The sequence below is a fragment of the Tsuneonella dongtanensis genome, assembly GCF_001698205.1.
GTDB classification, from domain to species: domain Bacteria; phylum Pseudomonadota; class Alphaproteobacteria; order Sphingomonadales; family Sphingomonadaceae; genus Tsuneonella; species Tsuneonella dongtanensis.
The window spans coordinates 719,029-742,265 of the sequence record NZ_CP016591.1 but is presented as its reverse complement, the minus strand read 5'-3'; the positions used below and the strand labels follow the sequence as shown (position 1 = coordinate 742,265).

At 66.8% G+C, this 23,237-nt stretch carries 19 protein-coding genes; 11 read left to right on the top strand and 8 right to left on the bottom strand.

Features of this window, described 5'->3' with window-relative positions; translation table 11 throughout:
- Nucleotides 1–83: 83 nt before the first annotated feature.
- The 3 genes from lgt to A6F68_RS03640 are packed head-to-tail and all read left to right on the top strand — an operon-like array spanning nt 84 to nt 2,462.
- The gene (lgt, locus tag A6F68_RS03650) at nt 84–968 is read left to right on the top strand and encodes a prolipoprotein diacylglyceryl transferase (RefSeq protein WP_067682000.1); all 885 of its coding nucleotides are present in this window, start codon (nt 84–86) and stop codon (nt 966–968) included.
- Nucleotides 969–981: 13 nt separating this feature from the next.
- Nucleotides 982–2,046: a class I SAM-dependent methyltransferase gene (locus tag A6F68_RS03645; RefSeq protein ID WP_067676458.1), complete on the top strand. Its 1,065-nt coding sequence runs from the start codon at nt 982–984 to the stop codon at nt 2,044–2,046.
- A gap of 5 nt (nt 2,047–2,051) precedes the next feature.
- Nucleotides 2,052–2,462: a DUF2147 domain-containing protein gene (locus A6F68_RS03640; RefSeq protein ID WP_232308192.1), complete on the top strand. Its 411-nt coding sequence runs from the start codon at nt 2,052–2,054 to the stop codon at nt 2,460–2,462.
- Here the strand turns inward: A6F68_RS03640 and A6F68_RS03635 are convergent.
- The 3 genes from A6F68_RS03635 to A6F68_RS03625 are packed head-to-tail and all read right to left on the bottom strand — an operon-like array spanning nt 2,459 to nt 6,286.
- The gene (locus A6F68_RS03635) at nt 2,459–3,988 is read right to left on the bottom strand and encodes an ABC transporter permease/substrate-binding protein (protein WP_067676452.1); all 1,530 of its coding nucleotides are present in this window, start codon (nt 3,986–3,988) and stop codon (nt 2,459–2,461) included. The genes A6F68_RS03640 and A6F68_RS03635 overlap by 4 nt on opposite strands.
- A complete protein-coding gene (locus A6F68_RS03630; RefSeq protein ID WP_067676449.1) occupies nt 3,985–4,731 on the bottom strand; it encodes an ATP-binding cassette domain-containing protein in 747 nt (248 codons plus the stop codon). The genes A6F68_RS03635 and A6F68_RS03630 overlap by 4 nt, the downstream gene beginning before the upstream one ends.
- A 34-nt stretch (nt 4,732–4,765) precedes the next feature.
- A complete protein-coding gene (locus A6F68_RS03625) occupies nt 4,766–6,286 on the bottom strand; it encodes a sensor histidine kinase (RefSeq protein ID WP_232308191.1) in 1,521 nt (506 codons plus the stop codon).
- Nucleotides 6,287–6,440: 154 nt separating this feature from the next.
- On the opposite strand from A6F68_RS03625, the gene A6F68_RS03620 reads away from it, so the two are divergent.
- Nucleotides 6,441–7,607 (top strand): isovaleryl-CoA dehydrogenase, encoded by a 1,167-nt coding sequence (locus A6F68_RS03620; RefSeq protein ID WP_067676442.1) that lies wholly within the window; start codon nt 6,441–6,443, stop codon nt 7,605–7,607.
- A gap of 2 nt (nt 7,608–7,609) precedes the next feature.
- Here the strand turns inward: A6F68_RS03620 and A6F68_RS03615 are convergent, their stop codons facing one another.
- Complete coding sequence (locus tag A6F68_RS03615) at nt 7,610–8,650, bottom strand: hypothetical protein (protein ID WP_067676439.1); 1,041 nt, start codon at nt 8,648–8,650, stop codon at nt 7,610–7,612.
- Nucleotides 8,651–8,714: 64 nt separating this feature from the next.
- Between A6F68_RS03615 and A6F68_RS03610 the strand changes: the two genes are divergently transcribed.
- The 5 genes from A6F68_RS03610 to A6F68_RS03590 all read left to right on the top strand — a co-directional run bounded on the left by A6F68_RS03610 (nt 8,715) and on the right by A6F68_RS03590 (nt 12,996).
- Complete coding sequence (locus tag A6F68_RS03610; protein WP_067676436.1) at nt 8,715–10,322, top strand: carboxyl transferase domain-containing protein; 1,608 nt, start codon at nt 8,715–8,717, stop codon at nt 10,320–10,322.
- 82 nt (nt 10,323–10,404) lie between these two features.
- On the top strand, nt 10,405–11,016 hold the full coding sequence (locus tag A6F68_RS03605) for a lysophospholipid acyltransferase family protein (RefSeq protein WP_067676433.1): 612 nt from the start codon (nt 10,405–10,407) through the stop codon (nt 11,014–11,016).
- Nucleotides 11,009–11,803: a DUF1295 domain-containing protein gene (locus A6F68_RS03600; protein ID WP_067676430.1), complete on the top strand. Its 795-nt coding sequence runs from the start codon at nt 11,009–11,011 to the stop codon at nt 11,801–11,803. The genes A6F68_RS03605 and A6F68_RS03600 overlap by 8 nt, the downstream gene beginning before the upstream one ends.
- Before the next feature lie 52 nt (nt 11,804–11,855).
- On the top strand, nt 11,856–12,281 hold the full coding sequence (locus A6F68_RS03595; RefSeq protein WP_157096634.1) for a hypothetical protein: 426 nt from the start codon (nt 11,856–11,858) through the stop codon (nt 12,279–12,281).
- A gap of 82 nt (nt 12,282–12,363) precedes the next feature.
- Nucleotides 12,364–12,996 (top strand): hypothetical protein, encoded by a 633-nt coding sequence (locus A6F68_RS03590; RefSeq protein ID WP_067676424.1) that lies wholly within the window; start codon nt 12,364–12,366, stop codon nt 12,994–12,996.
- Here the strand turns inward: A6F68_RS03590 and A6F68_RS03585 are convergent.
- Together A6F68_RS03585 and gyrB are read right to left on the bottom strand one after the other, a co-directional pair.
- Nucleotides 12,993–14,714, bottom strand: coding sequence for a bifunctional metallophosphatase/5'-nucleotidase (locus A6F68_RS03585; RefSeq protein ID WP_067676421.1), 1,722 nt, complete (start codon nt 14,712–14,714; stop codon nt 12,993–12,995). The genes A6F68_RS03590 and A6F68_RS03585 overlap by 4 nt on opposite strands.
- Nucleotides 14,715–14,930: 216 nt before the next feature.
- Complete coding sequence (gyrB, locus tag A6F68_RS03580) at nt 14,931–17,459, bottom strand: DNA topoisomerase (ATP-hydrolyzing) subunit B (RefSeq protein WP_067681997.1); 2,529 nt, start codon at nt 17,457–17,459, stop codon at nt 14,931–14,933.
- 120 nt (nt 17,460–17,579) lie between these two features.
- On the opposite strand from gyrB, the gene A6F68_RS03575 reads away from it, so the two are divergent.
- Nucleotides 17,580–18,986 (top strand): M20/M25/M40 family metallo-hydrolase, encoded by a 1,407-nt coding sequence (locus A6F68_RS03575; RefSeq protein WP_067676418.1) that lies wholly within the window; start codon nt 17,580–17,582, stop codon nt 18,984–18,986.
- A 6-nt stretch (nt 18,987–18,992) separates the two neighbouring features.
- On the opposite strand, the gene A6F68_RS03570 is transcribed toward A6F68_RS03575, so the two are convergent.
- Nucleotides 18,993–19,772, bottom strand: coding sequence for a PIG-L deacetylase family protein (locus tag A6F68_RS03570; RefSeq protein ID WP_067676415.1), 780 nt, complete (start codon nt 19,770–19,772; stop codon nt 18,993–18,995).
- Between the two features lie 74 nt (nt 19,773–19,846).
- Here A6F68_RS03570 and A6F68_RS03565 point away from each other — a divergent pair, with 74 nt between their 5' ends.
- Nucleotides 19,847–21,409, top strand: coding sequence for a class I adenylate-forming enzyme family protein (locus A6F68_RS03565; protein WP_067676412.1), 1,563 nt, complete (start codon nt 19,847–19,849; stop codon nt 21,407–21,409).
- A gap of 533 nt (nt 21,410–21,942) precedes the next feature.
- Here A6F68_RS03565 and A6F68_RS03560 read toward each other — a convergent pair.
- On the bottom strand, nt 21,943–23,175 hold the full coding sequence (locus A6F68_RS03560) for a TCR/Tet family MFS transporter (RefSeq protein ID WP_084001581.1): 1,233 nt from the start codon (nt 23,173–23,175) through the stop codon (nt 21,943–21,945).
- Between the last annotated feature and the right edge of the window lie 62 nt (nt 23,176–23,237).

The window sequence follows — 23,237 nt, the reverse complement described above, 5'->3', positions numbered from 1 at the left end:
GCCCGCCGCTGCGCTATGCCAAAGACGCGCGCGAACAGGGGCATCCACCGTGCGGGATATCCCAAAGGTAAGGATCAAACGTGCTGCTGTCACTACTGGCGGAGACGTCCCAGCTTTCCGGGCAGGCCATCCACTTCGAAGACCTCGGGTTACGTAGGGGAATCGACCTCGGCTTCTTCGAGCTGCGATTCTATTCACTCGCGTACCTGGCCGGAATCGTCCTCGGCTACTGGCACCTCACGAAGATGATCAAGGCGCCCGGCAGCCCGATGGCGCAGCGCCACGCCGACGACCTGTTCTTCTATTGCACGATCGGCATCATCCTCGGCGGACGGCTCGGCTATGCTCTGTTCTATTCGCCGGATTTCTACTTGCTGACCCACCCGCTCGAATTCCTCAAGCTGTGGGAAGGCGGGATGAGTTTTCACGGCGGTGTGATGGGCGTGCTGGTGGCGATCGCGTGGGTCTGCCACCAGGGCAAGATCAGCTTCCTGCGCACCGCCGATTACATCGCGACGTGCGTACCCTTCGGCATGCTGTTCGGTCGCCTCGCCAACTTCGTCAACGGCGAGCTGTGGGGCCGCGCTGCTGGCCCGGACGTGCCCTGGGCGATGATCTTCCCGGAAGATCCGACCCAGCTCGCGCGTCACCCGAGCCAGCTCTACCAGGCCGGGCTCGAGGGTGCGCTGATGGTTCTCGTCATGCTGCTCCTGTTCTGGAAAACGAAAGCCCGCTGGCGGCCGGGGCTGCTCGTCGGCGTATTCACCGCCGGCATCGGCATGGCCCGCTTCGTCACCGAGTTCTTCCGCGAACCCGATGCCCAGCTGCAGGAGTTCGCGCGCTCGACCGGGCTCAGCATGGGCCAGTGGCTCACCATTCCGCTGATCCTGGTCGGACTGTTCTTCGTGATCCGCGCACTGACCCGCCCGCCGATCGGGAGCCAGCCGGCCCAGCCCGCGACAGCATGATCTCCGCCGCCCGATGACCGAAGACAAGATGCCGCTGGCGGACATGTTCCGCCGGCTGATCCGCAATACCGGGCCGATCAGCCTGGCCCATTTCATGGCCGAATCGAATGCGCGCTACTATGCGGGCCGCGACCCGCTGGGTACCGACGGCGACTTCGTCACGGCGCCGGAAATCAGCCAGATGTTCGGCGAACTGATCGGGCTGTGGCTGGCCGACATGTGGATCCGCGCCGGCCGTCCGGAGCCGGTCGCCTACGTCGAACTCGGCCCCGGGCGCGGTACCCTTGCGCGCGACGCGATGCGCACCGCGAAACGCTATGGCCTCGAGCCCGAAATCCATTTCGTGGAAAGCTCGCCCGCGCTGAAGAAGATCCAGCTCGAGGCGGTTCCGGAGGCCCGCTTCCACGGCGACCTCGGCACGCTTCCGATGGACATTCCGCTGCTCATCGTCGGCAACGAATTCCTCGACGCTCTGCCGGTGCGGCAGCTCGTCCGCGCCGCCGAAGGCTGGCGCGAGCGCATGGTGGGTCTCGACGGGGACACCTTCATCCATGTCGCGGGCGCGCAGCCGATGGACGCCGCGGTCCCGCCCGAATGGCGCGAAGGCCGGCAGGGCACGATCATAGAGACGAGCCCGGCCGCCGCAGCCGTGGTCTACGAGATCGCCGGACGCCTCGCCGCGCAGGGTGGGTGCGCATTGCTGATCGACTATGGCCACACAGACCTGCGCGCCGGCTCGACGATGCAGGCGGTACGCGCGCATCGCAAGGTGGACCCGTTCTCGTCGCCCGGCGAGGCGGACCTGACCGCGCACGTCGACTTCGCCACGCTGGCGAAGGTCGCGCAGTCGCGCGGGGTGACGTGGATGGGCACGCCGACGCAAGGGTCCTGGCTCAAGGCGCTCGGCATCGAAACCCGCGCCGATGCACTCGCGCAGCGCGCCCCGCACTTGCGCAGCGAGCTTTTCGCAGGCCGCGACAGGCTTGTGGCAGACGACCAGATGGGCCATCTTTTCAAGGTCATGGGCCTCGCCGCACCCGGCTGGCCGCACGGCGTAGGGTTCGACAAGGAGGAGTAGTCCGCGTGAGAGCGCTTATCGTCATGATCGCCACGCTCGCCGCTGCACCGCTCGCCGCCGCCGATTCGGTCGACGGCCTCTGGACCACCGAGGAGAAGGACGGCCAGGTCCGCATCGGCGAATGCGGCGCGACACGCTGCGGGCGGCTTGCGAAGTTCCTCGTGCCGCCGCCGCAGGGCCTCGACCAGCGCGACATCTACAACCCCGACAAGGCGAAGCGCAGCCGCAAGCTGCTCGGCCTGCCGATCCTGACGAACTTCAAGTCCGACGGTTTGGTGTGGCGGGGGACGATCTACGATCCCAAGAGCGGGAAGTCGTATCGCTCGGTGCTCAAGCGGCGCAACGCCACCACGCTCGAGGTGAAGGGCTGCATCGGTCCGTTCTGCCAGACCCAGCTCTGGAAGAAGGCCGACTAGCTCCCCACCCGCTCCGCCAGCCAGCGCGCGGCCTGCTCAGGCGTTTTCTTGCTTTCCGGCCGGTCGACCATGAAGTTCGCCTCGCGCATCGCCTCGACCGGGATCGCCCCCACGAGCGGCATGAGCGCCCGGGTGAAGCGGCGATCGTCGGCACGTCCGGGAGAGATGAGCAGTATCGCGTCGTAGGCGGGCAGTGCTCCGCGCGGATCGGCGAGGACAACCAGCCGGTCGGCGGCGATCCGGCCGTCCGACGAGAACGCGGTGATGACGTCCGCCTCGTCCGAACCGAGTGCATCGTACATGAAGGTCGGGGCGAAGTTGCGCCGGGTGAGCGCGCCGAGGCCATAGGCCGCGTCGACCGCCCGCCATTCGGGCCGGCGGAAGAACTCGAGGTCGCCGCCGAGCGTAAGATTGCGGCCTTTCGCCGCCAGATCGGCGAGCGAGGCGATGCCCAGCACGCCGGCACGTTCCTGCTTCATCGCGAAGGCGTAGGCATTCTCGAACCCCAGCGCCCCGAGCATGCGCGCGCCGTTGCCCTTTTCCCACGCCGCGATCGCATCGAGCATCTCCGCGCGCGGCGGGGTGCCATCGCGCTTCATCTCGTTCGCCCAGACGGTCCCGGAATAGTCAACGTAGACGTCGACCTGGCCGCTGGTCAGCGCCCGGTGCACCACCGCCGAGCCCAGTCCTTCGCGATACTCGACAGCGTATCCCGCGGCTTCCAGGCGGTCCCCGATCAGGCGCGCGAGGATATATTGCTCGGAGAAATTCTTCGCTCCGACGACGACGGTATCCCGGTCGCGTCCGGTTCCGGCAAGAAGCGCAGCCGCCAGCCCAGCCGCGATCAGCGCGGTGCCGGTCCACACGAGGGCCGGTCGCCGTGCCTTCATGCCCCGCTCGACGAGCGCGAGCAGCCCGTCGGCCGCCAGCGCGAGTCCCGCCGACGCGAGGCACCCGGCGACCACCAGCGACCACGTCTGGGTCTGCAAGCCTGCGAATATCGGATCGCCCAGGCTCGGCTGGCCGACCGTGGTCGAGAGGGTCGCCGCGCCAATTGTCCAGACCGCTGCGGTGCGTATCCCCGCCATCACGAAGGGCGCGGCGAGCGGCGCTTCGACCAGCCGCAGCTTCTGCCACCCTGTCATCCCGACCGCGTCCGCCGCCTGCAGGACTCCGGGCGCCATCTCGGCCCGCGCGGTGACCGCGTTGCGCAGGATCGGCAACAGGGCGTAGAGCGCGAGCGCCAGCAGGGCCGGCAGGAAACCGAGCGCCGGGAGCCCCTCGCCGAAAAGGGCGCGCAGGCTCAGCAGTATCGGGAAAAACAGCGCCAGCAGCGCGAGCGCCGGGATCGTCTGGACGAGGCTGGCGAAGCCGAGCGCGATCCGCTCGACCGTGCGCGAGCGGCTGGCCCAGACGGCCAGCGGCAGGGCCACGGCGATGCCCAGCGCCAGCGCCGCAGCGGACAGCACGACATGGGCCGCCAGCTTGTCGCCGAGCGTCCAGAGCGTTTCAAAGACCTCGCTCACCGGCGCATCACCTCGAGCGCGTCGGCCTGCGCGCGGGGAACCGCGACGAGCGCCTGCGCGGCGCTGCCGCCCGCTCCGGCGAGCAAGGCCCGCGGCGTCTCGTCGGCGGCGATCCGGCCACTTTCCATCACGATCACCCGATCGGCGAGCAGCAGGGCCTCGGCCATGTCGTGCGTCACGAGAACGGTCGTCAGGCCGAGCCGCTCGTGCAGGTCCCGCACCCGCTTGCCCAGCGCGTCGCGGGTGACCGGGTCGAGCGCGCCGAACGGCTCGTCCATCAGCAGGACTTCGGGATTGCCGGCCAGGGCGCGGGCGACTCCGACGCGCTGGCGCTGCCCGCCGGACAGCTCATCGGGCATTCGGGTGCCGTATGCGGGATCGAGCCCGACGAGGTCGAGGAGCTCGCCCGCCCGCTCCGGCGACAGCGACTGGCCCGTCACCTTCGGCCCGATGCCGACGTTCGCCGCCACGTCCATGTGCGGGAACAGGCCGATCGACTGGAAGACGTAGCCGATTCGTCGGCGCAGGGCGGTCCGCTCGACCGCGCGGACATCGGTACCGTCGAACGAAATGCGGCCGGCATCGGGCTCGACGAGGCGATTGATCATGCCGAGAAGCGTCGACTTGCCCGATCCGGACGCGCCAACAAGGGCCACGGACGCGCCGCGCGCCACGGTCAGCGAAACGCCGTCCACCGCGACGACCGCACCGAAGCGCTTTTCGACATCGACGAATTCGAGCATCGCCCGCCAGCGTAGCGAGGTCGCCCGCGGGCGGCTAGCTGCGGATCGACTTCAGCGGAATCGACAGGTCGACCGCGAGGCCACCTGCCTCGAACCGGCGATCCATCGTGCCGCCAAGCTGGCCCTCGATCGACATCTGGACGAGCCGCGAGCCGAAGCCTTCGGTGCCCGGCACCTGCGGCGCCGGCGGCCCGCCGTGCTCGCGCCAGGATATCCGTGCCCGCTCGGCATCGGAACCGCAGTCGATCTCGATCTCGACCCGGCCGATCTCCACCGACAGCGCGCCGTACTTGGCCGAGTTGGTCGCGAGTTCGTGAAAGATCAGCGCCAGCGGGGTGGCCGCGCGCGGGCCGATCTCGCAATCGGCGCCTCCGATCGTCACGCGTGCACGGTCGTCACCATAGGGCGCCATGAGCTCCTTCAGCAGGCCGCGCAGGCTGTCGCCTTTCACGCCTTCGACAGGGCGGACGAAGTCGTGCGCGCGGCCCAGCGAGCGAATTGCGTCGATGAGTTCGGTCGCGAATTCCTTCGCCTCTTTGTGCCGCCGCGCGCGGATCGAAACCAGCCCCGCGACGACCGCGAATATGTTCTTGATGCGGTGCGACAGCTCCTTGGCGAGCAGGTCGCGGTTTTCCGACACGCGGTGACCGTCGTCGACATCAGTCAAGGTGCCGTACCAGCGGCGGATCGTGCCATCCGCGCCCAGGAGCGGGATCGCACGCGAAAGCGTCCAGCGCCAGGAACCGTCCGCATGCTTGAGGCGATATTCGCTCTCGAACGGCTTGCCGGTCTGCGCGCTGTCGCCCCAGGCGCCAAATGCCGCGTCGGTATCCTCGGGATGGACCACGGGTCGCCAGTCGTCGGTCACCTTGGGTCGATCGAGCCCGGTTATCTCTTTCCAGCGCGAGTTGAAGTAGTCGAAGTTCCCATCGCCGTCCGCCGACCAGATGATGGCGGGCAAGAGGTCGGCGATCTCCCGCATCGTGCGAGCGCTTTCGGTTTCCCGGGCATTGGTTGCCAGTTCGGTCCGCTGCGTCTCCAGCCGCCGCATCACGGCACGTGCCAGCACTTCGAGACCATTGCGCTGGAGATCCGTCAGACCTTCGGGCCGCGGCACCGTGTCGATCACGCAGAGCGCACCGAGCGGAGCCCCTTCGGGAGAGACGAGCGGCGCACCCGCGTAGAAGCGAAGACCCATATCGCCGGTCACGAGTTCGTTCTCGGCGAACCGCGGGTCCTGGGTCGCGTCGCATACTTCCATGACTTGGTCGCCGAGCATCGCGTGCGCACAGAAACTCAGCGGGCGCGGCGTTTCGCGCGTTTCCAGCCCTTCACGCACGAGGAAGCGCTGCCGCTCGCTCTCGACCAGGCTGACGAGCGCTATCGGGCTGGAGGTGAGCTGTGCGGCGAACGCGGCAATGCCGGCCAGTTCGGGATCATCCTCGATCGCATCCGGCGCGTAGCTGGCGAGCACGGTGACGCGGTCGTCCTCGCCGCAGAACGCGGCAGACGGCGTGGCCCCCAATGGCCCTGACGGGTTACCTTCCAGTTTCACGATTTGCGATCCAGCGGGAAATCTATCGGAATTCCGGATTGTGTTCAACACCTTATGAGTCGAACTTGATCCCAGCGCAAGTGTCTGGAAAGGCAGGATTTGCATGGCCGCAAGCGCGGTCCTATGCGCAGGCCACGAACAGGAGAGACGAGCCTTGCGCGCCACCCCCGATTTCGATTTCCAGCTCGGCGAAAGCGCCGAGATGATCCGCGAGGCGACCGCCCGCTTCGCCGACGAGCAGGTTGCCCCGCTTGCAGAGCGCGCCGACCGCGAGGACTGGTTCCCGCAGGAATTGTGGCCGGCGATGGGTGAGCTCGGCCTCCACGGCATTACCGTGGAGGAGGAGTTCGGCGGCCTTGGCCTGGGCTATCTCGAACACGTCATTGCGGTCGAGGAAATCAGCCGTGCCTCGGCCAGCGTCGGCCTCAGCTACGGCGCGCATTCGAACCTCTGCGTCAACCAGATCCGCCGCTGGGGCAATGCCGAGCAGAAGGCGAAGTACCTGCCGGGCCTCATCAGCGGCGAGCATGTCGGCAGCCTCGCGATGTCCGAGGCTTCGGCCGGGTCGGACGTCGTCTCGATGAAGCTCAAGGCCGACGCGGTACAGGGCGGCTATGTGCTCAACGGCACCAAGTTCTGGATCACCAACGCGACGTACGCCGACACGCTGGTGGTCTATGCCAAGACCGACGGTCACGCCGGCAGCCGCGGCATCACCGCGTTCCTGATCGAGAAGGACGACCCGGGTTTCTCGATCGGCCAGAAGATCGACAAGATGGGGATGCGCGGCAGCCCCACGGCGGAGCTGGTGTTCGACGATTGCGAGATTCCCGAGGAGCGGGTGATGGGCCCGCTCAACGGCGGCGTCGGCGTGCTGATGAGCGGGCTCGACTACGAACGCGTGGTGCTCGCCGGGCTGCAGCTCGGAATCATGCAGGCCTGCCTCGACACGGTCATCCCCTACCTCCGCGAGCGCAAGCAGTTCGGCAAGCCTATCGGCGCGTTCCAGCTGATGCAGGCCAAGGTCGCCGACATGTACGTCGCGCTGCAATCGGCGCGCGCCTATACCTACGCCGTCGCGAAAAGCTGCGATGCGGGACAGACCACCCGCTTCGACGCCGCGGGCGCGATCCTGCTGGCGAGCGAGAACGCCTTCCGCGTCGCGGGAGAAGCGGTCCAGGCGCTGGGCGGCGCGGGCTATACCAAGGACTGGCCGGTCGAACGCTACCTGCGCGACGCCAAGCTGCTCGACATCGGCGCGGGGACGAACGAGATCCGCCGCATGCTGATCGGCCGCGAACTGATCGGCGCGGCGGGGTAGGTCTAGGACCCGGTGCAGCTCCCGTCGCGCACGCCGCTGACGCTGCCGACGCCGAGGATGATCTTGCCGCGTCGCGAAAAGGTAAGCGCCTGCCAGCGGCCCGAGTTGCCGGTCGCGGAGCGGCTGCGCAGGAAGGTGATGTGAAGCAGTTCGTACTGCTCGTCGTCGATCCGGCCGATCTCCATCAGGCAGCGCCACTGGACGACGTTCCAGGCGTAGTCGCGACCGATCCCGTCCTGGTCGATGGTCTTGGAGAGCGCCTCGTACCAGTCGAAGATCGCATCCAGCCGCTGCCAGCGTTCCTCGGGGGGCATGGCCACGAGCTTCTGGCGCAGGCGCGCGATGTCCTCGCTCGGCGGGAGGCGGTTCTGCTGGACCCGGGTGTCGATCGCCCAGCGCACTTTGCGCGGGGTGATCGGGCCGTAGGGGAAGACGCGCTGCAGTTCGCCGCGCACGTCGCCGAGCAAGGCGAGGTAGTGATCGAGCTGGACCTGCAGCATCGCGTCGCTCTCGAACAGCGCGGTGAGCTCGCTCAAGATGACGGGGTTGAGCTTCCCGTCGGGTCCGTGCGCGGCGAGGATGCCGGCCCGGCATTCGTCCGAAACCGGCACCGCAAGGCAGCCTTTCGAGAACAGCAGCTTGCCGTAGGTCGGGGCCAGCCGCGCGAGTTCGCGCTTTGCCTTGCGCTTCGATCCGAAGGACGCGCGCCATTCCTTGAGCACCGGCTGCAGGCTGCCCGTGCCGTAGTTCCACTGCGCCATTCCCACCGAGACGAGCTGGCTGTCGAAGTTGCCCACCGGCATCGCCCAGCAGCCCATCGTCTCGGGGATCGAGGTTTCCTGCATCCGTTCGAACACCCCCGCGCGGTCGAGGCCGATCTCGGCTAGATTCGCGGCGATCTGCGGATCGATCGTCAAGCCGGGCACGTCCCCCACCCGGCGGCACGGTGGGGGAACCGGCGGCTGGTATATGCCCTCCTGCGCCGAGGCAGAACTGGGGAGGGAGAAAGCGACCAGCATGGCCGCGACGATCCACTTGAACACTGCGCTGTCCTCCCCGCTTGGCGAGTGGATGCAAGAGCGTTAGGGCGCGGGTCAAGGAGAGAAGATGTCTGCCCCCGTTCTGACGACAAAGCTCGATCACGAGAGCGCCGAGGCGAAGGCGCGGTTCGCGCACAACAAGGGCCTCGCCGAATCCTTGCGCTCCAAGGTTGCCGAAGCCGCGCTCGGCGGGCCGGAAAATCACCGCGAGCGCCACGTTTCGCGCGGGAAATTGCTCCCGAGGGACCGGGTCGAGCGGCTGCTCGATCCAGGCTCGCCTTTCCTCGAGATCGGCCAGCTCGCCGCGAACGGGATGTACGAAGGCGACGTTTCCGGCGCCTCGATGATCTGCGGCATCGGGCGGGTGTCCGGCCGGCAGGTGATGATCGTCGCCAATGATCCCACCGTGAAGGGCGGCAGCTACTACCCGATGACGGTCAAGAAGCACCTGCGCGCGCAGGAAATCGCGACCGAGAACCGTCTGCCGTGCATCTACCTCGTCGACAGCGGCGGGGCGAACCTGCCCTACCAGGCCGAGGTCTTCCCTGACCGCGAGCACTTCGGGCGGATCTTCTTCAACCAGGCCAACATGTCGGCGCTCGGCATCCCGCAGATCGCCTGCGTGATGGGCAGCTGCACCGCGGGCGGGGCCTATGTGCCCGCGATGTCCGACGAGACCGTGATCGTGCGCGAACAGGGCACGATCTTCCTCGCCGGACCGCCGCTGGTGAAGGCCGCGACGGGCGAGGAGATCTCGGCCGAGGACCTGGGCGGCGGCGACCTCCATGCGCGCAAGTCCGGCGTGGTCGATCACCTGGCCGAGAACGACGAGCATGCGCTGACCATCGTGCGCGATATCGTCAGTCACCTGGGCGCGAATACTTCGGCGGCAGATAATGTCGAAATCGTCACTCCCAGAGCGCCGAAGTTCGACGCCGACGATCTCTACGCTCTCATCCCCGACGACGTCCGCGCGCCCTACGACGTGCACGAGGTGATTGCCCGGATCGTCGACGGCAGCGAATTCCACGAGTTCAAGGCGCTCTACGGTAGTACCCTCGTCTGCGGATTCGCGCACATCTGGGGCATTCCGGTGGCGATCCTCGCCAACAATGGCGTGCTGTTTTCCGAAAGCGCCATGAAGGGCGCGCATTTCATCGAACTCGCCTGCCAGCGGCGCATCCCGCTGTTGTTCTTGCAGAACATTTCGGGCTTCATGGTCGGCGGCAAATACGAGGCAGAGGGCATCGCCAAGCACGGCGCGAAGCTCGTCACCGCGGTCGCCACCGCCACCGTACCCAAGGTCACCGTAGTCATCGGCGGCAGCTTCGGGGCGGGCAACTACGGCATGTGCGGCCGCGCCTACGGCCCGCGCTTCCTGTTCACCTGGCCCAACGCCCGCATCAGCGTGATGGGCGGCGAGCAGGCGGCATCGGTGCTGGCCACCGTCCACCGCGACGCCGACAAGTGGACCCCGGAAGAGGCCGAGGAGTTCAAGGCCCCGATCCGCCAGAAGTACGAGGACGAGGGCAACCCGTACTACGCCACCGCCCGCCTGTGGGACGACGGCGTGATCGACCCGGTGCAGACGCGCGACGTCCTCGGCCTCGCCTTCGCCGCGACGCTCGAAGCGCCCATTCCGGAGCGGCCCGCGTTCGGCGTGTTCCGGATGTGACCGGGGCGGCTTGTCCGCTGCCTTCGGGCGTGCGAAGCAGCGGTCCGGTGGGAGACAGGATGCAGTGACAGGCGGACGCTCTTTGGCAGGCAGCGACGCGTCGCTCCTCTCGCGCCTCGTGCGGCGCATCCTCATCGAGCTCTATCGGTGGAAGGGCTGGCGGATCGAGGGCGAGCACCCGGGTGTGCCGAAGTTCGTCATCACCGGCGCGCCGCATACCTCGAACTGGGATTTCGTATTCTTCATCGGCGCGACCCACAGGCTCGGCATCCTTCCGAGCTTCATGGGCAAGCACACGCTGTTCAAGTGGCCGATGACCCGCTTCATGCAGGACATGGGCGGGATCAGCGTCGACCGCTCGAAACGCGGTTCGAACTACGTCGATCAGGTCGCGCAGGCTTTCGAGGCGTCCGATGAACTGGCGCTGGTCATGGCGCCCGAGGGGTCGCGCAGCAGCAGCGGCGAATGGCGCTCCGGCTTCTGGCACATAGCGCGCGCGGCGGGCGTGCCGATCGTGCCGGCGTGGGTGAATCACGAGACGATGCGCGGCGGGATTGGCGCGCCGATCTGGCCGAGCGAGGACCTTGCCGCCGATCTTGCGAAGTTCGCGGAATTCTACCTGTCGAAGATGCCCGACTGCCTGCGATTCCGGCGGCTGGCCGAAGAAGCCGAAAGGATGAAACGCGATGGTTGAAGCCCTTCTTGGCAACGCCGCGATCCTGCTGGGGCTGGTCCTGCTGCTCTGGGCCATTTCGCTTCAGATAAACGACGTCTCGTTCATCGACAGCTTCTGGGGCGGCGGCATGGCACTGCTGGCCTTGGTCAGCTGGCTGCGGATCGCCGAGCCGGGGCCGCTCGCGACCTTGATCATGGCGATGGCGGTCCTATGGGGTGGGCGCCTCGCCATCTATCTCTTCCGCCGTTGGCGCCGCGAGGGAGAAGACCCGCGCTATGCCCGCATGATGCGCAAGCCCCGCGAACAGGGACAGTTCGCATCGGCAGCGCTGACCAAGGTATTCCTCGGCCAGGCGGTTCTCCTGTTCCTCGTCTCGAGCCCGGCGCAGGCGGGAATTGTCGCGGCGGGGAGCGTCCAGCCGATCAGCGGCCTCGCACTGGTCGGCTTTGCGCTGTGGTTGGTCGGGATATTCTTCGAATGGGTCGGCGACTGGCAGCTCGCCCGCTTCCGCTCCGATCCCGCGAACAAGGGCCAGGTGATGGACAAGGGGCTGTGGCGCTATACCCGGCATCCCAATTATTTCGGCGATGCCTGCGCGTGGTGGGGCATCTGGCTGGCAGCCGCGAGCGCCGGCTGGTTGGTCGCTGCGGCGACGGTGATCGGGCCGCTGTTCCTGACCTTCACCCTCACCCGATGGTCGGGCAAGCCGCTGCTCGAAGCCGGCATGGCCAAGCGGAGACCGGCCTATGCCGACTATGTCGCACGCACGTCGGGGTTTTTCCCCCTGCCGCCGAAGAAGGGCTGAAACTTCGACAGTGCTCGTCCGTTGGTTTGGCAACGCCAACGGAGAGTCGCCCATGAAAACCCGCCTGATGCTTGCCGCCGCCACTTCGTTCGCCCTTGCCGCGTGCGGCGGCGCGAAGACCGAACCCGCTCCCGCCGATACCACCGCCGCGACCGCTCCGATGGCAGAGGCCACTTTCCCGGCCGTGCCCACGAATGCGCGCACCAGCGTGAAGTACGAAGGCTCATACAGCCAGACCGGCGCCGACGGTAAGACGAGCACGCTCGCGCTCGGTCCGAACGACAGCTGGACCCTGACCGCGGCCGACGGCACCGTCACCAAGGGTACCTACAACTGGTATTCGGACAATAGCCGCATCCTGATCGGAGACGACGTCTATGCGATCGCCGATGGCGCGGTGTACAAGCTCGCCGACAAGAACGCGCCGGTGACCGGTCCGTTTACCGAGGACGTGACCTGGCGGCGCACGACAATGTGAGGAAAAATCAACGCGCGCGGCCCTTCACGCCACGCGCGTCAGCCTCTACATAGTCCGGCGTAGGCACGACGGGAGCTTGACCATGACCGGCGCCGGGCCAGATCCCGCCAGCGAGAAAGTGCGCCTCGTCCGCGCCGCGATGCGCATGATCGAACAGACCGGTCACGACGTGACCCGCGCTGCCCTGGCATCGGGAGGAGGGTTCCCCCGCGCGAGGGTGGAGGCGATCTTTCCCGAGGAAACCGACCTGTTCGACGCCATCGTCGAGAACTGGTTCGTCGGGCACATCGCCATCATGGAAGAGGTGCTGGCGACCGACCTCCCGCCCAATCGCAAGATGTTCGAATTCTTCGCCCGCCGCTTCGTCTTGCAGCGCGAACGCTTTCGCGCCGATCCGGCGGCCTTCAGGGTCTATTGCGAACTGGGCTCGGTGCATTTCGAACGCGTCCGCAGCTACGTCGACCTGGCCGATCACTACCTGTGCGAGCTTATCGCGCAGGCGCAGGCGGAGGGCGCATTCGAGGGGCTGGCGATCGACGAGGCCTTGAGCCTCATCAACCAGATGGTGCACCCCTATATCTTCGCCGAAGCGCTGACCTACCTCGACCACCGCCTGAGCGAGGAAAAGCTCGGGCGGATCGTCGACACGCTGTTCGCAGGGCTCTGCGCCGCCGATCGCGGGGCGCGGGGGGTCAAGGGACTGCGGGCGGCCTAGCGGATTTCGCGCACCCGGCCCAGCGGGGGAAGCTGCCGCACGTCGACCGCGCGCAAGTACTCCTCCATCGCATCCAGATCGACCGCGCCGATGACCGTTTCGGTGCCTTGCGTGAACACCGTGAAGCTGTCTCCGCCGGCCGCGAGGAAGCTGTTCATCGTGACCCGGTAGGTTCGCGCCGGATCGATCGGCTTGCCCTGAAGGGTTGCGGATACAAGCCGGCTGCCCGCCGGGCGGCGCATGTCGTAGGCGATGTTGAAACCTTCGGACGTCGAGAACGTCTGCACGAACCCGTCATCGTCGAACTGCTGCTCGAGCAGCGCGACCAGCTGCGCTCCGGTAAAGGTCTTCGTCACAAGCGTATTGCCGAACGGCTGGACGGCATAGATGTCGCCGTAGGTCACCGTTCCGTCGGCCGAAGGGGTCAGCGCGACCCGTATCCCTGAGTTGTTCATCAGCGCGATCTCGGCGCCCGCAGCGCGGGTACCGAACAGCTGCGCGTCGGCGATGAGGTTGCCGAGCTGGGTTTCCTCCGTTGCCGGGCCCGGATCGGGGGCCGGACCCGAAATACGGCCGACCGGCCGGGAGGCGGCGTCCTCCGCCGCCGCAACATAGCGTGCGACGTAATCGCTGACCTCGCCGTTCGGAAGGAAGGCCCCGAAATCCGCGACCTCCGACCCGTCGGCCACCTGGACCACCACGTTGTCGGCGCTCTTGGCAATGACGTCCGAACGCGCGGGATCGATCGTCAACGCGATGTCGGTGAGGTATGACCCACCGTACCCGGCGCTGGTGACGAGGAAAGTGCGGGCCGGGTCGATCTTCGCGAAGTCGCACACGTAGGCGCGGTGGGTGTGGCCCGAGATCACGAGGTCCACCCGCGGGTCAACCTCCCTGAGAATGTCGATGAGCGGCCCCGAGACCCCGCCGCAGCTTTTGTCGTTGTAACCGACTTCGGTGTAGAGCCCCTGGTGGATTGCCACCACGAGCGCATCGGCGCCTTGCGCGACGAGCGCATCGACTGCCTGATTGATCGCCCGCGCCTCGTCGCCGAAAGTCAGCCCCTCGACGCCGCTCGGCGTGACGAGCGTGGGCGTTTCCTTGAGCGTCAGGCCGATCACTCCGACATTGACGGCTCGCTTGCCCGTGCCGAACTCGCGCATCCCGAAGGCCGGAAACAGGGTCGTGCCGTCGGGCATCGCGACGTTTGCAGCGAGAAAGCGGAACCGCGCGCCGGAAAAGTCCGGCTCGACCGCGCAGGGCTCGCGCAGCGACAGCTTCTCGCAGCCGCCATCCTGCATACGCTTGAGTTCGCGCCAGCCCCGGTCGAATTCGTGGTTACCGACCGCGTTGAAGTCGAGACCGATGCGGTTCATCGCGCCGATCGCCGGTTCGTCGAGAAAATAGGACGAGACCAGCGGGCTGCCGCCGATGAGGTCACCGGCCGCGATGACCAGGCTGTGCTCGCCCTTCGCTCGCACCGCGGCGACAGCACTGGCAAGGTGGGCCGCGCCTGCGACCCGGACCTGCTTGGGAACGCCGTTCGCGCCCGGCACGGTCTGCTGGCGGCGGATCGGCTCGAGGTTGCCGTGGAAATCGTTGAGCCCGGCGATGCGGACCGTCACCGGCTCCGGCGGTGCGGCGGGCACGGTCGTGCAGGCACCGAGCGACAGTATGGCGGCAAGCGCAGACAGGGGCGCAAAAGATTGGCGACTCATGCGCTCGGAATGCTCCTGTGGCGCGGTTGCCGCAAGTGCCGAACAAGCGACGAGCCGATGGAACGAATGCCCGCTAACCTTTGTTAGAGGGGTGAACCCAAGTTTTTGAAGGAAGGTGCGAAAGTGGAAACCGACACGCTCGTCATTGCTGCGCTTGTGGCGCTGCTGGCGGCCGTCGGGCTCGTCCTGTTCGTCCTTTTCCGCGGACGCCGCTGATCAGACGTCGAGATTGGCCACGTTCAGGGCGTTCTCCTGGATGAATTCGCGCCGCGGCTCGACGACATCGCCCATCAGCCGGGTGAAGATTTCGTCCGTGACGTCGGCATCCTCGACCTTGACCTGAAGCAACGCGCGGTTCTCCGGGTCCAGCGTGGTCTCCCACAGTTGTTCGGCGTTCATTTCGCCGAGTCCCTTGTAGCGGCTAATAGACAGACCCTTGCGCCCTGCGGCGAGCACCGCATCGAGCAACTGCGTGGGCCGGGTAATCGCCCCGTCGAACGAGACGGGCGCGGTCGCCGCCTGCGCATCGGGCGCCGCTTCGAGCTCGTCGTCCGGAGCAACCTCCGGCTCGGGCTCCGGCTCGGCACCCGAGCGGGCAAAGCGGCTCGGTGCCGCGAAGGCGGTGGCATGTTCCTCGGCAAGCCGGTGGAGCTTGCGCGCCTCGGCGCTGTCGAGGAACTTGGCGTCGATCTCGTGCGCGTCGGTCACACCGCGCCAGCGGCGGGCAAAGGCGATCGAGCCGTCGTCCCGACGGACGACGGACCATGTGGCTTCGGGGTCGGCCATGCCGAGCCGCTGTGCCGAATATTCGAGCGCCTGCATCCGGGTCTCGGCATCGAGCGACGGGTCGAACGCTCCCGCGAGCGCCATCTGTTCGATCACGGCGCTATCGTACTTGCGGGGCACGAAGCCGAGCAGGCTGCGAATTCGCAGCGCATAGTCGACGAGGCTGCGCAGGTCCTGTCCCGAGCGCGCGCCCTCGGTGGTCTCGAGCACCCGGCCCTGCAGTCCCGCCTCGACGAGATGGCGGTCGAGCGCGGCCTGGTCCTTGAGATAGACCTCGCTGCGACCCTTCGACACCTTGAATAGCGGCGGCTGGGCGATGAACAGGTGCCCCGCCTTGACGATATCGGGCATTTGCCGGTGGAAGAACGTCAGCAGAAGCGTGCGGATGTGCGCGCCGTCCACGTCGGCGTCGGTCATGATGACGATCTTGTGGTAGCGCAGCTTCTCGAGGTTGAATTCGTCGCGCAGGCCGGTGCCCATCGCCTGGATCAGCGTTCCGACTTCCTTGGACGAGATGATCCGGTCGAACCGGGCGCGCTCGACGTTGAGGATCTTGCCGCGCAGTGGGAGGATCGCCTGGTACTTGCTATCGCGGCCCGACTTGGCCGAGCCGCCGGCGCTGTCGCCCTCGACCAGGAACAGCTCGCATTTCGCGGGATCGCGTTCGCGGCAATCGGACAGCTTGCCCGGCAGCGAGGCGACCGACATCGCGCCCTTGCGGCTCATTTCGCGCGCGCGGCGCGCGGCCTCGCGCGCGGCGGCAGCGTCGATGATCTTCTGGACGATCTGCTTGGCGTCCGCGGGATTTTCCTCGAGCCACTCGTTCATCTTCTCGCCCATCAGCGATTCGAGCGGCTGGCGGACCTCGGAGCTGACCAGCTTGTCCTTGGTCTGCGAGGAGAACTTGGGGTCGGGCAGCTTGACCGAGACGATCGCGGTCAGCCCTTCGCGCATATCCTCACCCGTCAGGCCGACCTTCTCCTTCTTGAGCAGGCCGGTGCGCTCGGCATAGCCGTTCAGCGTGCGAGTCAGCGCCGCGCGGAACGCCGCGAGGTGCGTACCGCCGTCACGCTGCGGGATGTTGTTCGTGAAACAGAGCACGTTCTCGTAGTACGAATCGTTCCATTCCAGCGCGACGTCGATGCCGATACCGTCCTTGTCGGCCGAGACCGAGATCGGCTCGGGCACGAGCGGCTGCTTGTTGCGGTCGAGATACTTCACGAACGCGGCGATCCCGCCCTCGTAATAAAGGTCGTGCTCGAGCGGCTCTTCGTGCCGGAGGTCGCGCAGCTTGATGCGCACGCCCGAATTCAGGAAGGCTAGTTCGCGATAGCGGTGCTCGAGCTTCTCGAAATCGTATTCGGTCACGTTCTTGAAAGTGTCGCTCGAGGCCATGAAGGTCACGCGCGTACCGTTGCGCTCGCGCCCGGCGGGGCCTTTCACGACGAGCGGCGCCACCGCGTCGCCGTGCTCGAAGCGCATCCAGTGCTCCTTGCCGTCGCGCCAGATCGTCAGCTCAAGCCATTCGCTGAGCGCGTTGACGACCGACACGCCCACGCCATGGAGACCGCCGGAGACCTTGTAAGCGTTGTCATCGGAGGTGTTCTCGAATTTCCCGCCCGCGTGGAGCTGGGTCATGATGACCTCGGCCGCGGACACGCCCTCTTCCCGGTGCATGTCCACCGGAATGCCGCGCCCGTTGTCCTCGACCGAGACCGAGCCATCGGGGTTGAGTTCGATCAAGACGAGGTCGCAGTGACCCGCGAGCGCCTCGTCGATAGCGTTGTCGCTGACCTCGAACACCATGTGATGGAGGCCCGATCCGTCGTCGGTATCGCCGATGTACATGCCCGGCCGCTTGCGCACCGCGTCGAGGCCCTTGAGGACCTTGATCGAGTCGGCGCCGTAGCCGTTCTGGTTGGGGGTATTTTCGCCCTGTGCGGGAGTGTTTTCGTCCATGTCCATCATATAGGCATCGAGGGGCCTTCAAGGAACCCTTGGAAACCCCTTCCATCCACAGGGGATTGGTGCTGAAAAGCGCGTCCACACCGAGGGGAGAATGCCTTGAAATTCCTGCCGATGGTCGCGCTCGCCGCAGCACTGGCCGCTTCGCCTGTCGCCGCACAGATGAAGATCGAGCCCATGGGGCCGCTGCGTCCCGACCAGAGCCGTTTCTTCGAACTCTACAAGGAGATGGTGGAAACCGACACCTCGCTGCCGAACGGCAGTTGCACCAAGGCGGCGGAGCAGGTCGCCACGCGGTTGAAGGCGGCCGGCTTTTCCGACGATCAGCTGACGCTGTTCTCGGTCCCCGAACACCCCAACGACGGCGGGCTCGTAGCCGTGCTGCCGGGAACTTCGAAGACGCTGAAGCCAATGCTGCTGCTGGCGCACATCGATGTCGTCGCCGCCAAGCGCTCGGATTGGGAGCGCGACCCGTTCACGCTCATCGAGGAGGACGGCTACTACTACGCCCGCGGGACCGCCGACGACAAGTTCCAGGCGGCTGTGTGGTCCGACGCGCTGATCCGGCTCAAGGAAGCCGGTGCCAAGCCCAAGCGCACGATCAAGATGGCGCTCACTTGCGGTGAAGAGACCGACAACGCCTTCAACGGCGCCGAATGGCTCGCCAAGGAACGGCGCGACCTGATCGACGCGGCCTTCGCTCTCAACGAAGGCGGCGGCGGCCGCACCGACGGCAAGGGAACCCTGCTCGTCCAGACGATCCAGGTCGGCGAGAAGGTCTACCAGGACTACAAGCTGGTCGCGACCAACCCGGGCGGGCATTCGAGCCGCCCCGTGCCGGACAACGCGATCTACGACATGTCGCGGGCGCTGGAGCGGATTTCCCGGCACGAATTCCCGGTCGAACTAAACGACACGACCCGCGCCTTCTTCGCGAAGGCCGGCGCCGCCCGGCCCGACGACCTCGGCCGAGCGATGGTCGCCATCGTCAAGAACCCCGGCGACACGGCGGCGCTGGCGGTCCTCGACACGGACCCTACCTTCCATTCGATGCTGCGGACGACCTGCGTCGCGACACTGATCGACGGCGGGCATGCCCTGAATGCTCTGCCCCAACGGGTCGAGGCGAACGTCAACTGCCGCATCTTCCCCGGTCATTCGCGCGACGAGATTCGTGCCGAGCTTGCCCGGGTGATCGGGAACGACGCGATCAAGATCACCTATGGCCGCGACGACAAGCCGGTCGCCAAGGCGCCGCCGCTCGATCCCGCGCTGATCGGGCCGATGGAAAAGCTGTCGGCAAAGTATTACCCCGGGGTGCCGGTAATCCCGACCATGTCCACGGGCGCGACCGACGCGGTCTACACTGGCGGCGCCGGCATCCCGACCTACGGCGTGCCGGGCCTCTGGTCCGGTCCTGAAGGGAGCGGCGCGCACGGGCTCAATGAACGGGTCGAGGTGCGCTCGGTCTACACTGGCCGAGACTATCTGTTCGACCTGATCAAGGCTCTGGCGCAGTAGCGACCGCTACCGCCCCGCCTTCGCGAAGGCGGGGCGGAAATGCGCCGCGCCGCTCCAGATCGAGGCGTGGAACACGTCGGGAAGCTCCGCGCGAGTGGCCGCGTCGAACTGGGTGACGTGGCACTGCGCAGCCTTGCGCACGGCAGCGAGATCGCTCTCGTCGTAGGCGGCCTGGACGGTCAGCAGTGCGGGGTCGGTAGTGGCCCAGCGCTGCATCTCCTCGACCGGTGGCAGCGTTCCCTTGGCAATGCCGCCATAGAGCAGCTCGGGCCGGTCGGCGCCCATCGCCTGCACGACCTGCGTCGTCATGGCGCTGACCATCCGGTGGTCGCCGTGGCCGTACCCGCCGTCGGGGCCCCAGGTGATGATCGTGGCGTACCGCCGGCTGGCAAGGACTGCCCGGAGCTCTGCGCCCAACCGGAGAGCGGGGCTCGCCGCGTCCTGTGGACGGTCCGCCAGCGTTCCATCGCCGAGGCGCAGGAACCGCACGTCGCTCACCCCGAGCGCCTCAGCGGAGCACATCGCTTCCTTCTCGCGGATCGCCGCAAGTTCGGCGCCCTTGGCCATCGCGGTGACGCCCGGGCCCTGGTCGCCGCTCGTCGCAAAGACCATGGTCACCGGTATGCCATCACGGATCGCGCGGGCGATCGCTGGCGATACCACCAGCTCGTCGTCGGGATGGGCGAATACCGCGAGTATCGGCCCGCGCGGCGCGATCGAGGTCGAAACGGGCTCGACCGTGGGGGCACAACCCGCAAGCAGCGCGGCGAGCAAAAGAATTCTCATGCCGCATGCTAACCGGCGCCGGATCGTCCGCAAAGCCTCTTGCCACTTACCCGCGCCGGACTAGCGTACGCATCATGACCCGAGACGACATCGCTCATCGCCTTGCCGAACCGTTCGGCGCGTTCCCGCAGATACTGGCCGACTGGGCCGCGATTCAGCCCGACCTTCCGGCGTTGCGCGACGAGGACGGGGAACTGTCATGGGGAGAGCTGGGCGACCGGATCGAGCGGATCGCGGCGCGGCTGCAGGAGGTCGGGCTCGAGCGCGGCCAGTCGGTGGCGATCCTCGGCACCTCGACCATTCCCTATGCCCTCGTCTTTCTTGCCGCCGTGCGCGCGGGCGGGGTTGCTGCTCCGCTGACCACCAGTGCCAGTGCGGACCAGCTGGCGGGCATGGCGGCGGACAGCGGCGCCAGTCACATCTTCATCGACCGGGCCAAGCTCAACGAGCTTGGCCCGGACTGCTTCCCCGGCATGGTGAAGGTAGTCCTCGACGAAGAACTCGACACGTGGATGGCCGGACCGGGTACCCGCGCAGCGCCATTCGCGCCCGCCGAGAAAGACCCTTTCAACATCATCTATTCGAGCGGGACGACCGGTATTCCCAAGGGCATCGTCCATTCGCACCTGATGCGCTGGCGCCAGTTCGCGACGACGGCATCGAGCCTCATCGCGACCGGGGAGGCCATCGTCAGCCTGACCTCGACCCCGCTTTACTCCAATACCACGATGGTCGCGTTTCTTCCGCCGCTTCTGGCAGGCGGGACGGTGCGGATCATGGGCAAGTTCGATTGCGGCCGCTGGCTGAGCCATGCCGAGACCGACGGTACGACGATGACGATGCTGGTGCCGGTCCAGTACCAGCGGCTGATGGACTTCCCTGATTTCGACCGGTTCGACCTGTCATCGCTGCGCCTGAAGTACTGCACGTCGGCGCCCTTCTCGGCCGAGCTGAAGCGCGAGGTGCTGGCGCGGATGCCGGGCGGGCTGGTCGAGATCTACTCGATGACGGAAGGCGGCGTGGTCTGTCTGCTCAACGCGCACGAATTCCCGGACAAGCTGCACACGGTCGGTCGCCCCTCTCCGGTGAGCGAACTGAAGGTCCTGGATGACGACGACAACGAGGTGCCGCCGGGCACGCCAGGCAACCTCGTCGGGCGCAGTGCGACGATGATGTCGGGCTACAAGAACCAGCCGGGCAAGACGCGCGAGGGCTACTGGATCGACCCCGCGACCGGCGAGACATGGCAGCGCATGGGCGACATCGGGCGGATCGATGCCGACGGCTTCGTGGAACTCGTCGGGCGCGCGAAGGACATGATCATATCGGGCGGGTTCAACATCTACCCGTCCGACCTCGAGGTCGCGCTCGAGGCGGATGCGCGCGTCGTCGAGGCCGCAGTGATCGGCATGCCGAGCCGCGCCTGGGGCGAGACCCCGGTCGGGTTCGTGCTCCTTGCCGAGGGACATGGCGAAGAGGACCTGCCCTCGATCCTTGCCGATACCAACGCCAGGCTCGGCAAGACCCAGCGTCTCTCGATGCTTTATACGATCGACGAAATGCCGCGCAGCCACATCGGCAAACTCCTCAAGACAGAACTGCGGGCGCTGGCGGAAACACTCGCCCCGGCCGCCTGATTCGGCGCCCGGGATCGGTGAATCAGGCGATCGTCGCGCCGAGGGTCAGCAGGCTGATCGAACTCGCGGCCACGAAGGCCAGGATCTGGGACAGTACACGCACTTTTATGCTCCTCTGAATGATGTGCTTCGCGCTAGGGCGACAGCAACGGCCGCGAAATAAGATTTCGTCGGGCTTTTCACTAATGACAAGAAGCGCACCCAAGTTGCGAAACAGGCAACACGATGGGGTTGGCGCACGGCTTCATGAGGTCATGGCCGCGTGCGGGTGACCTGAGAAAGGCAGCGGGGAGGGGGAAAGACGGGGCGACGACTGGGAGGGAGAGGAGATGTCGCCGCCCCGCTTTCCATTCGCGGCCGCCGCGTGCGACGGGGGCGAAGGCGCCTCGGGACCCGGGGGGGACGTGGTCGGAGGCGAGTGCCGGAGACGCCTGATTTCTGGGGGGAGAGGACTGGCGTCGCCCGGCTCGACCCACGAAATAATCTTGCGGCGAGCTTTCTACAAATGAGAAAACTTCGTCCTGTGTTGCGTCCTACGCAACATCGCCCGTGCAATGATCTCTCACACGGCGTGTCCCGATCACGACCAGGATCATCGCGCCGACCGCGATGGCCGAAGCGACCACGAGCGGCATGGCCGGAAAATCGAACACGGCCTGGGGTCCGGCGAACTTGGCGAAGATGCCCGTGTAGAGCAGCGGACCCGCGATCATCGCCAGGCTGCCGATCGCCTGGCTCGCGCCCTGGAGCTCGCCCTGGCTTTCTGCGTCGACCGCCCTGCTATTGAGCGAGTTGATCGATGGTTGGACGAGACCCTGGAGCCCGTTCACTACCAGCGCTACATAGATGACCGGATGGTATCGCACGAAGGCGAAGACCATGGTCACCGCAACCAGCGCGATCACTCCGATCACGACCGCGCGCACTTCCCCTACCCGCGGGATCAGCCAGCGCATGAGCAGACCCTGCACGAGCGCGCTGCCGACCCCCACCATGGTCAGCGACAGGCCGATCTGGCCAGGGCTCCAGCCATAGGCCTCGATCGCGAAATAGGCCCAGATGGATGGGTAGACCGTATGGGCGAGGGCCCACACGCCGAGGGCTGCCACCAGCCAAAGCACGGTGCGATCCTGGCGAGACAGCACCTTGAGCGCCGCAAAGGCGTTGGCGCGCGCGAGCGAGAACGGCCGGCGCCGTTCCGGCGAGAGGCTCTCGCGCAGGAAGAAGAAGCCGAAGAGCACGTTGGCAAACGCAAGGCCGGCAGCGGCGAGAAAGGGAACGCGCGGACCGAATTCGCCCAGGAACCCGCCGAGAGCCGGACCGATGATGAACCCGAAGCCGAAAGCCATCCCCATCGTCCCGAAGGCCGCCGCGCGGTCAGCGGGCTCGGTGACGTCGGCGATATAGGCATAGGCAGCCGCGAAGCTTGCGCCCGTGATCCCTGCAATCACGCGCCCGACCACAAGCCACCACAGGCTCGGCGCAAGGCCTTGCAGCAGGTAGTCGCAACCGAACGCGAACAGGCATGCGAGCAGCACGGGCCTGCGTCCGAACCGGTCGGAAAGGTTGCCGATGATGGGGGCGAACACGAACTGCATCGCCGCATAGCCCGCGCCGAGCCAACCGGCCCAGATCGCAGCGGTGTCGACGGGCATCTTGCCCAGATGCATTATCAGTCCGGGCAGCACGGGCATGACGAGGCCGAAGCCGATCATGTCGATCAGCACGACCGTGAATACGAACCAGATGCTCGCGCGCTGCTGCACTTGCTCTCCCCGGTAGCACGGCAGCCGAGGCGATTGCGGTGCGCCGCCGGCACTTACCCGCC

Bases quoted from the DNA above. Each gene is read 5' to 3' on its own strand.
- A6F68_RS03630 (WP_067676449.1), bottom strand. From the start codon at position 4,731: ATGCTCGAATTCGTCGATGTCGAAAAGCGCTTCGGTGCGGTCGTCGCG.
- A6F68_RS03645 (WP_067676458.1), top strand. From the start codon at position 982: ATGACCGAAGACAAGATGCCGCTGGCGGACATGTTCCGCCGGCTGATC.
- A6F68_RS03590 (WP_067676424.1), top strand. From the start codon at position 12,364: ATGACCGGCGCCGGGCCAGATCCCGCCAGCGAGAAAGTGCGCCTCGTC.
- A6F68_RS03585 (WP_067676421.1), bottom strand. From the start codon at position 14,714: ATGAGTCGCCAATCTTTTGCGCCCCTGTCTGCGCTTGCCGCCATACTG.
- A6F68_RS03570 (WP_067676415.1), bottom strand. From the start codon at position 19,772: ATGAGAATTCTTTTGCTCGCCGCGCTGCTTGCGGGTTGTGCCCCCACG.
- A6F68_RS03600 (WP_067676430.1), top strand. From the start codon at position 11,009: ATGGTTGAAGCCCTTCTTGGCAACGCCGCGATCCTGCTGGGGCTGGTC.
- A6F68_RS03565 (WP_067676412.1), top strand. From the start codon at position 19,847: ATGACCCGAGACGACATCGCTCATCGCCTTGCCGAACCGTTCGGCGCG.
- A6F68_RS03595 (WP_157096634.1), top strand. From the start codon at position 11,856: ATGAAAACCCGCCTGATGCTTGCCGCCGCCACTTCGTTCGCCCTTGCC.
- gyrB (WP_067681997.1), bottom strand. From the start codon at position 17,459: ATGGACGAAAACACTCCCGCACAGGGCGAAAATACCCCCAACCAGAAC.
- A6F68_RS03610 (WP_067676436.1), top strand. From the start codon at position 8,715: ATGTCTGCCCCCGTTCTGACGACAAAGCTCGATCACGAGAGCGCCGAG.
- A6F68_RS03575 (WP_067676418.1), top strand. From the start codon at position 17,580: ATGGTCGCGCTCGCCGCAGCACTGGCCGCTTCGCCTGTCGCCGCACAG.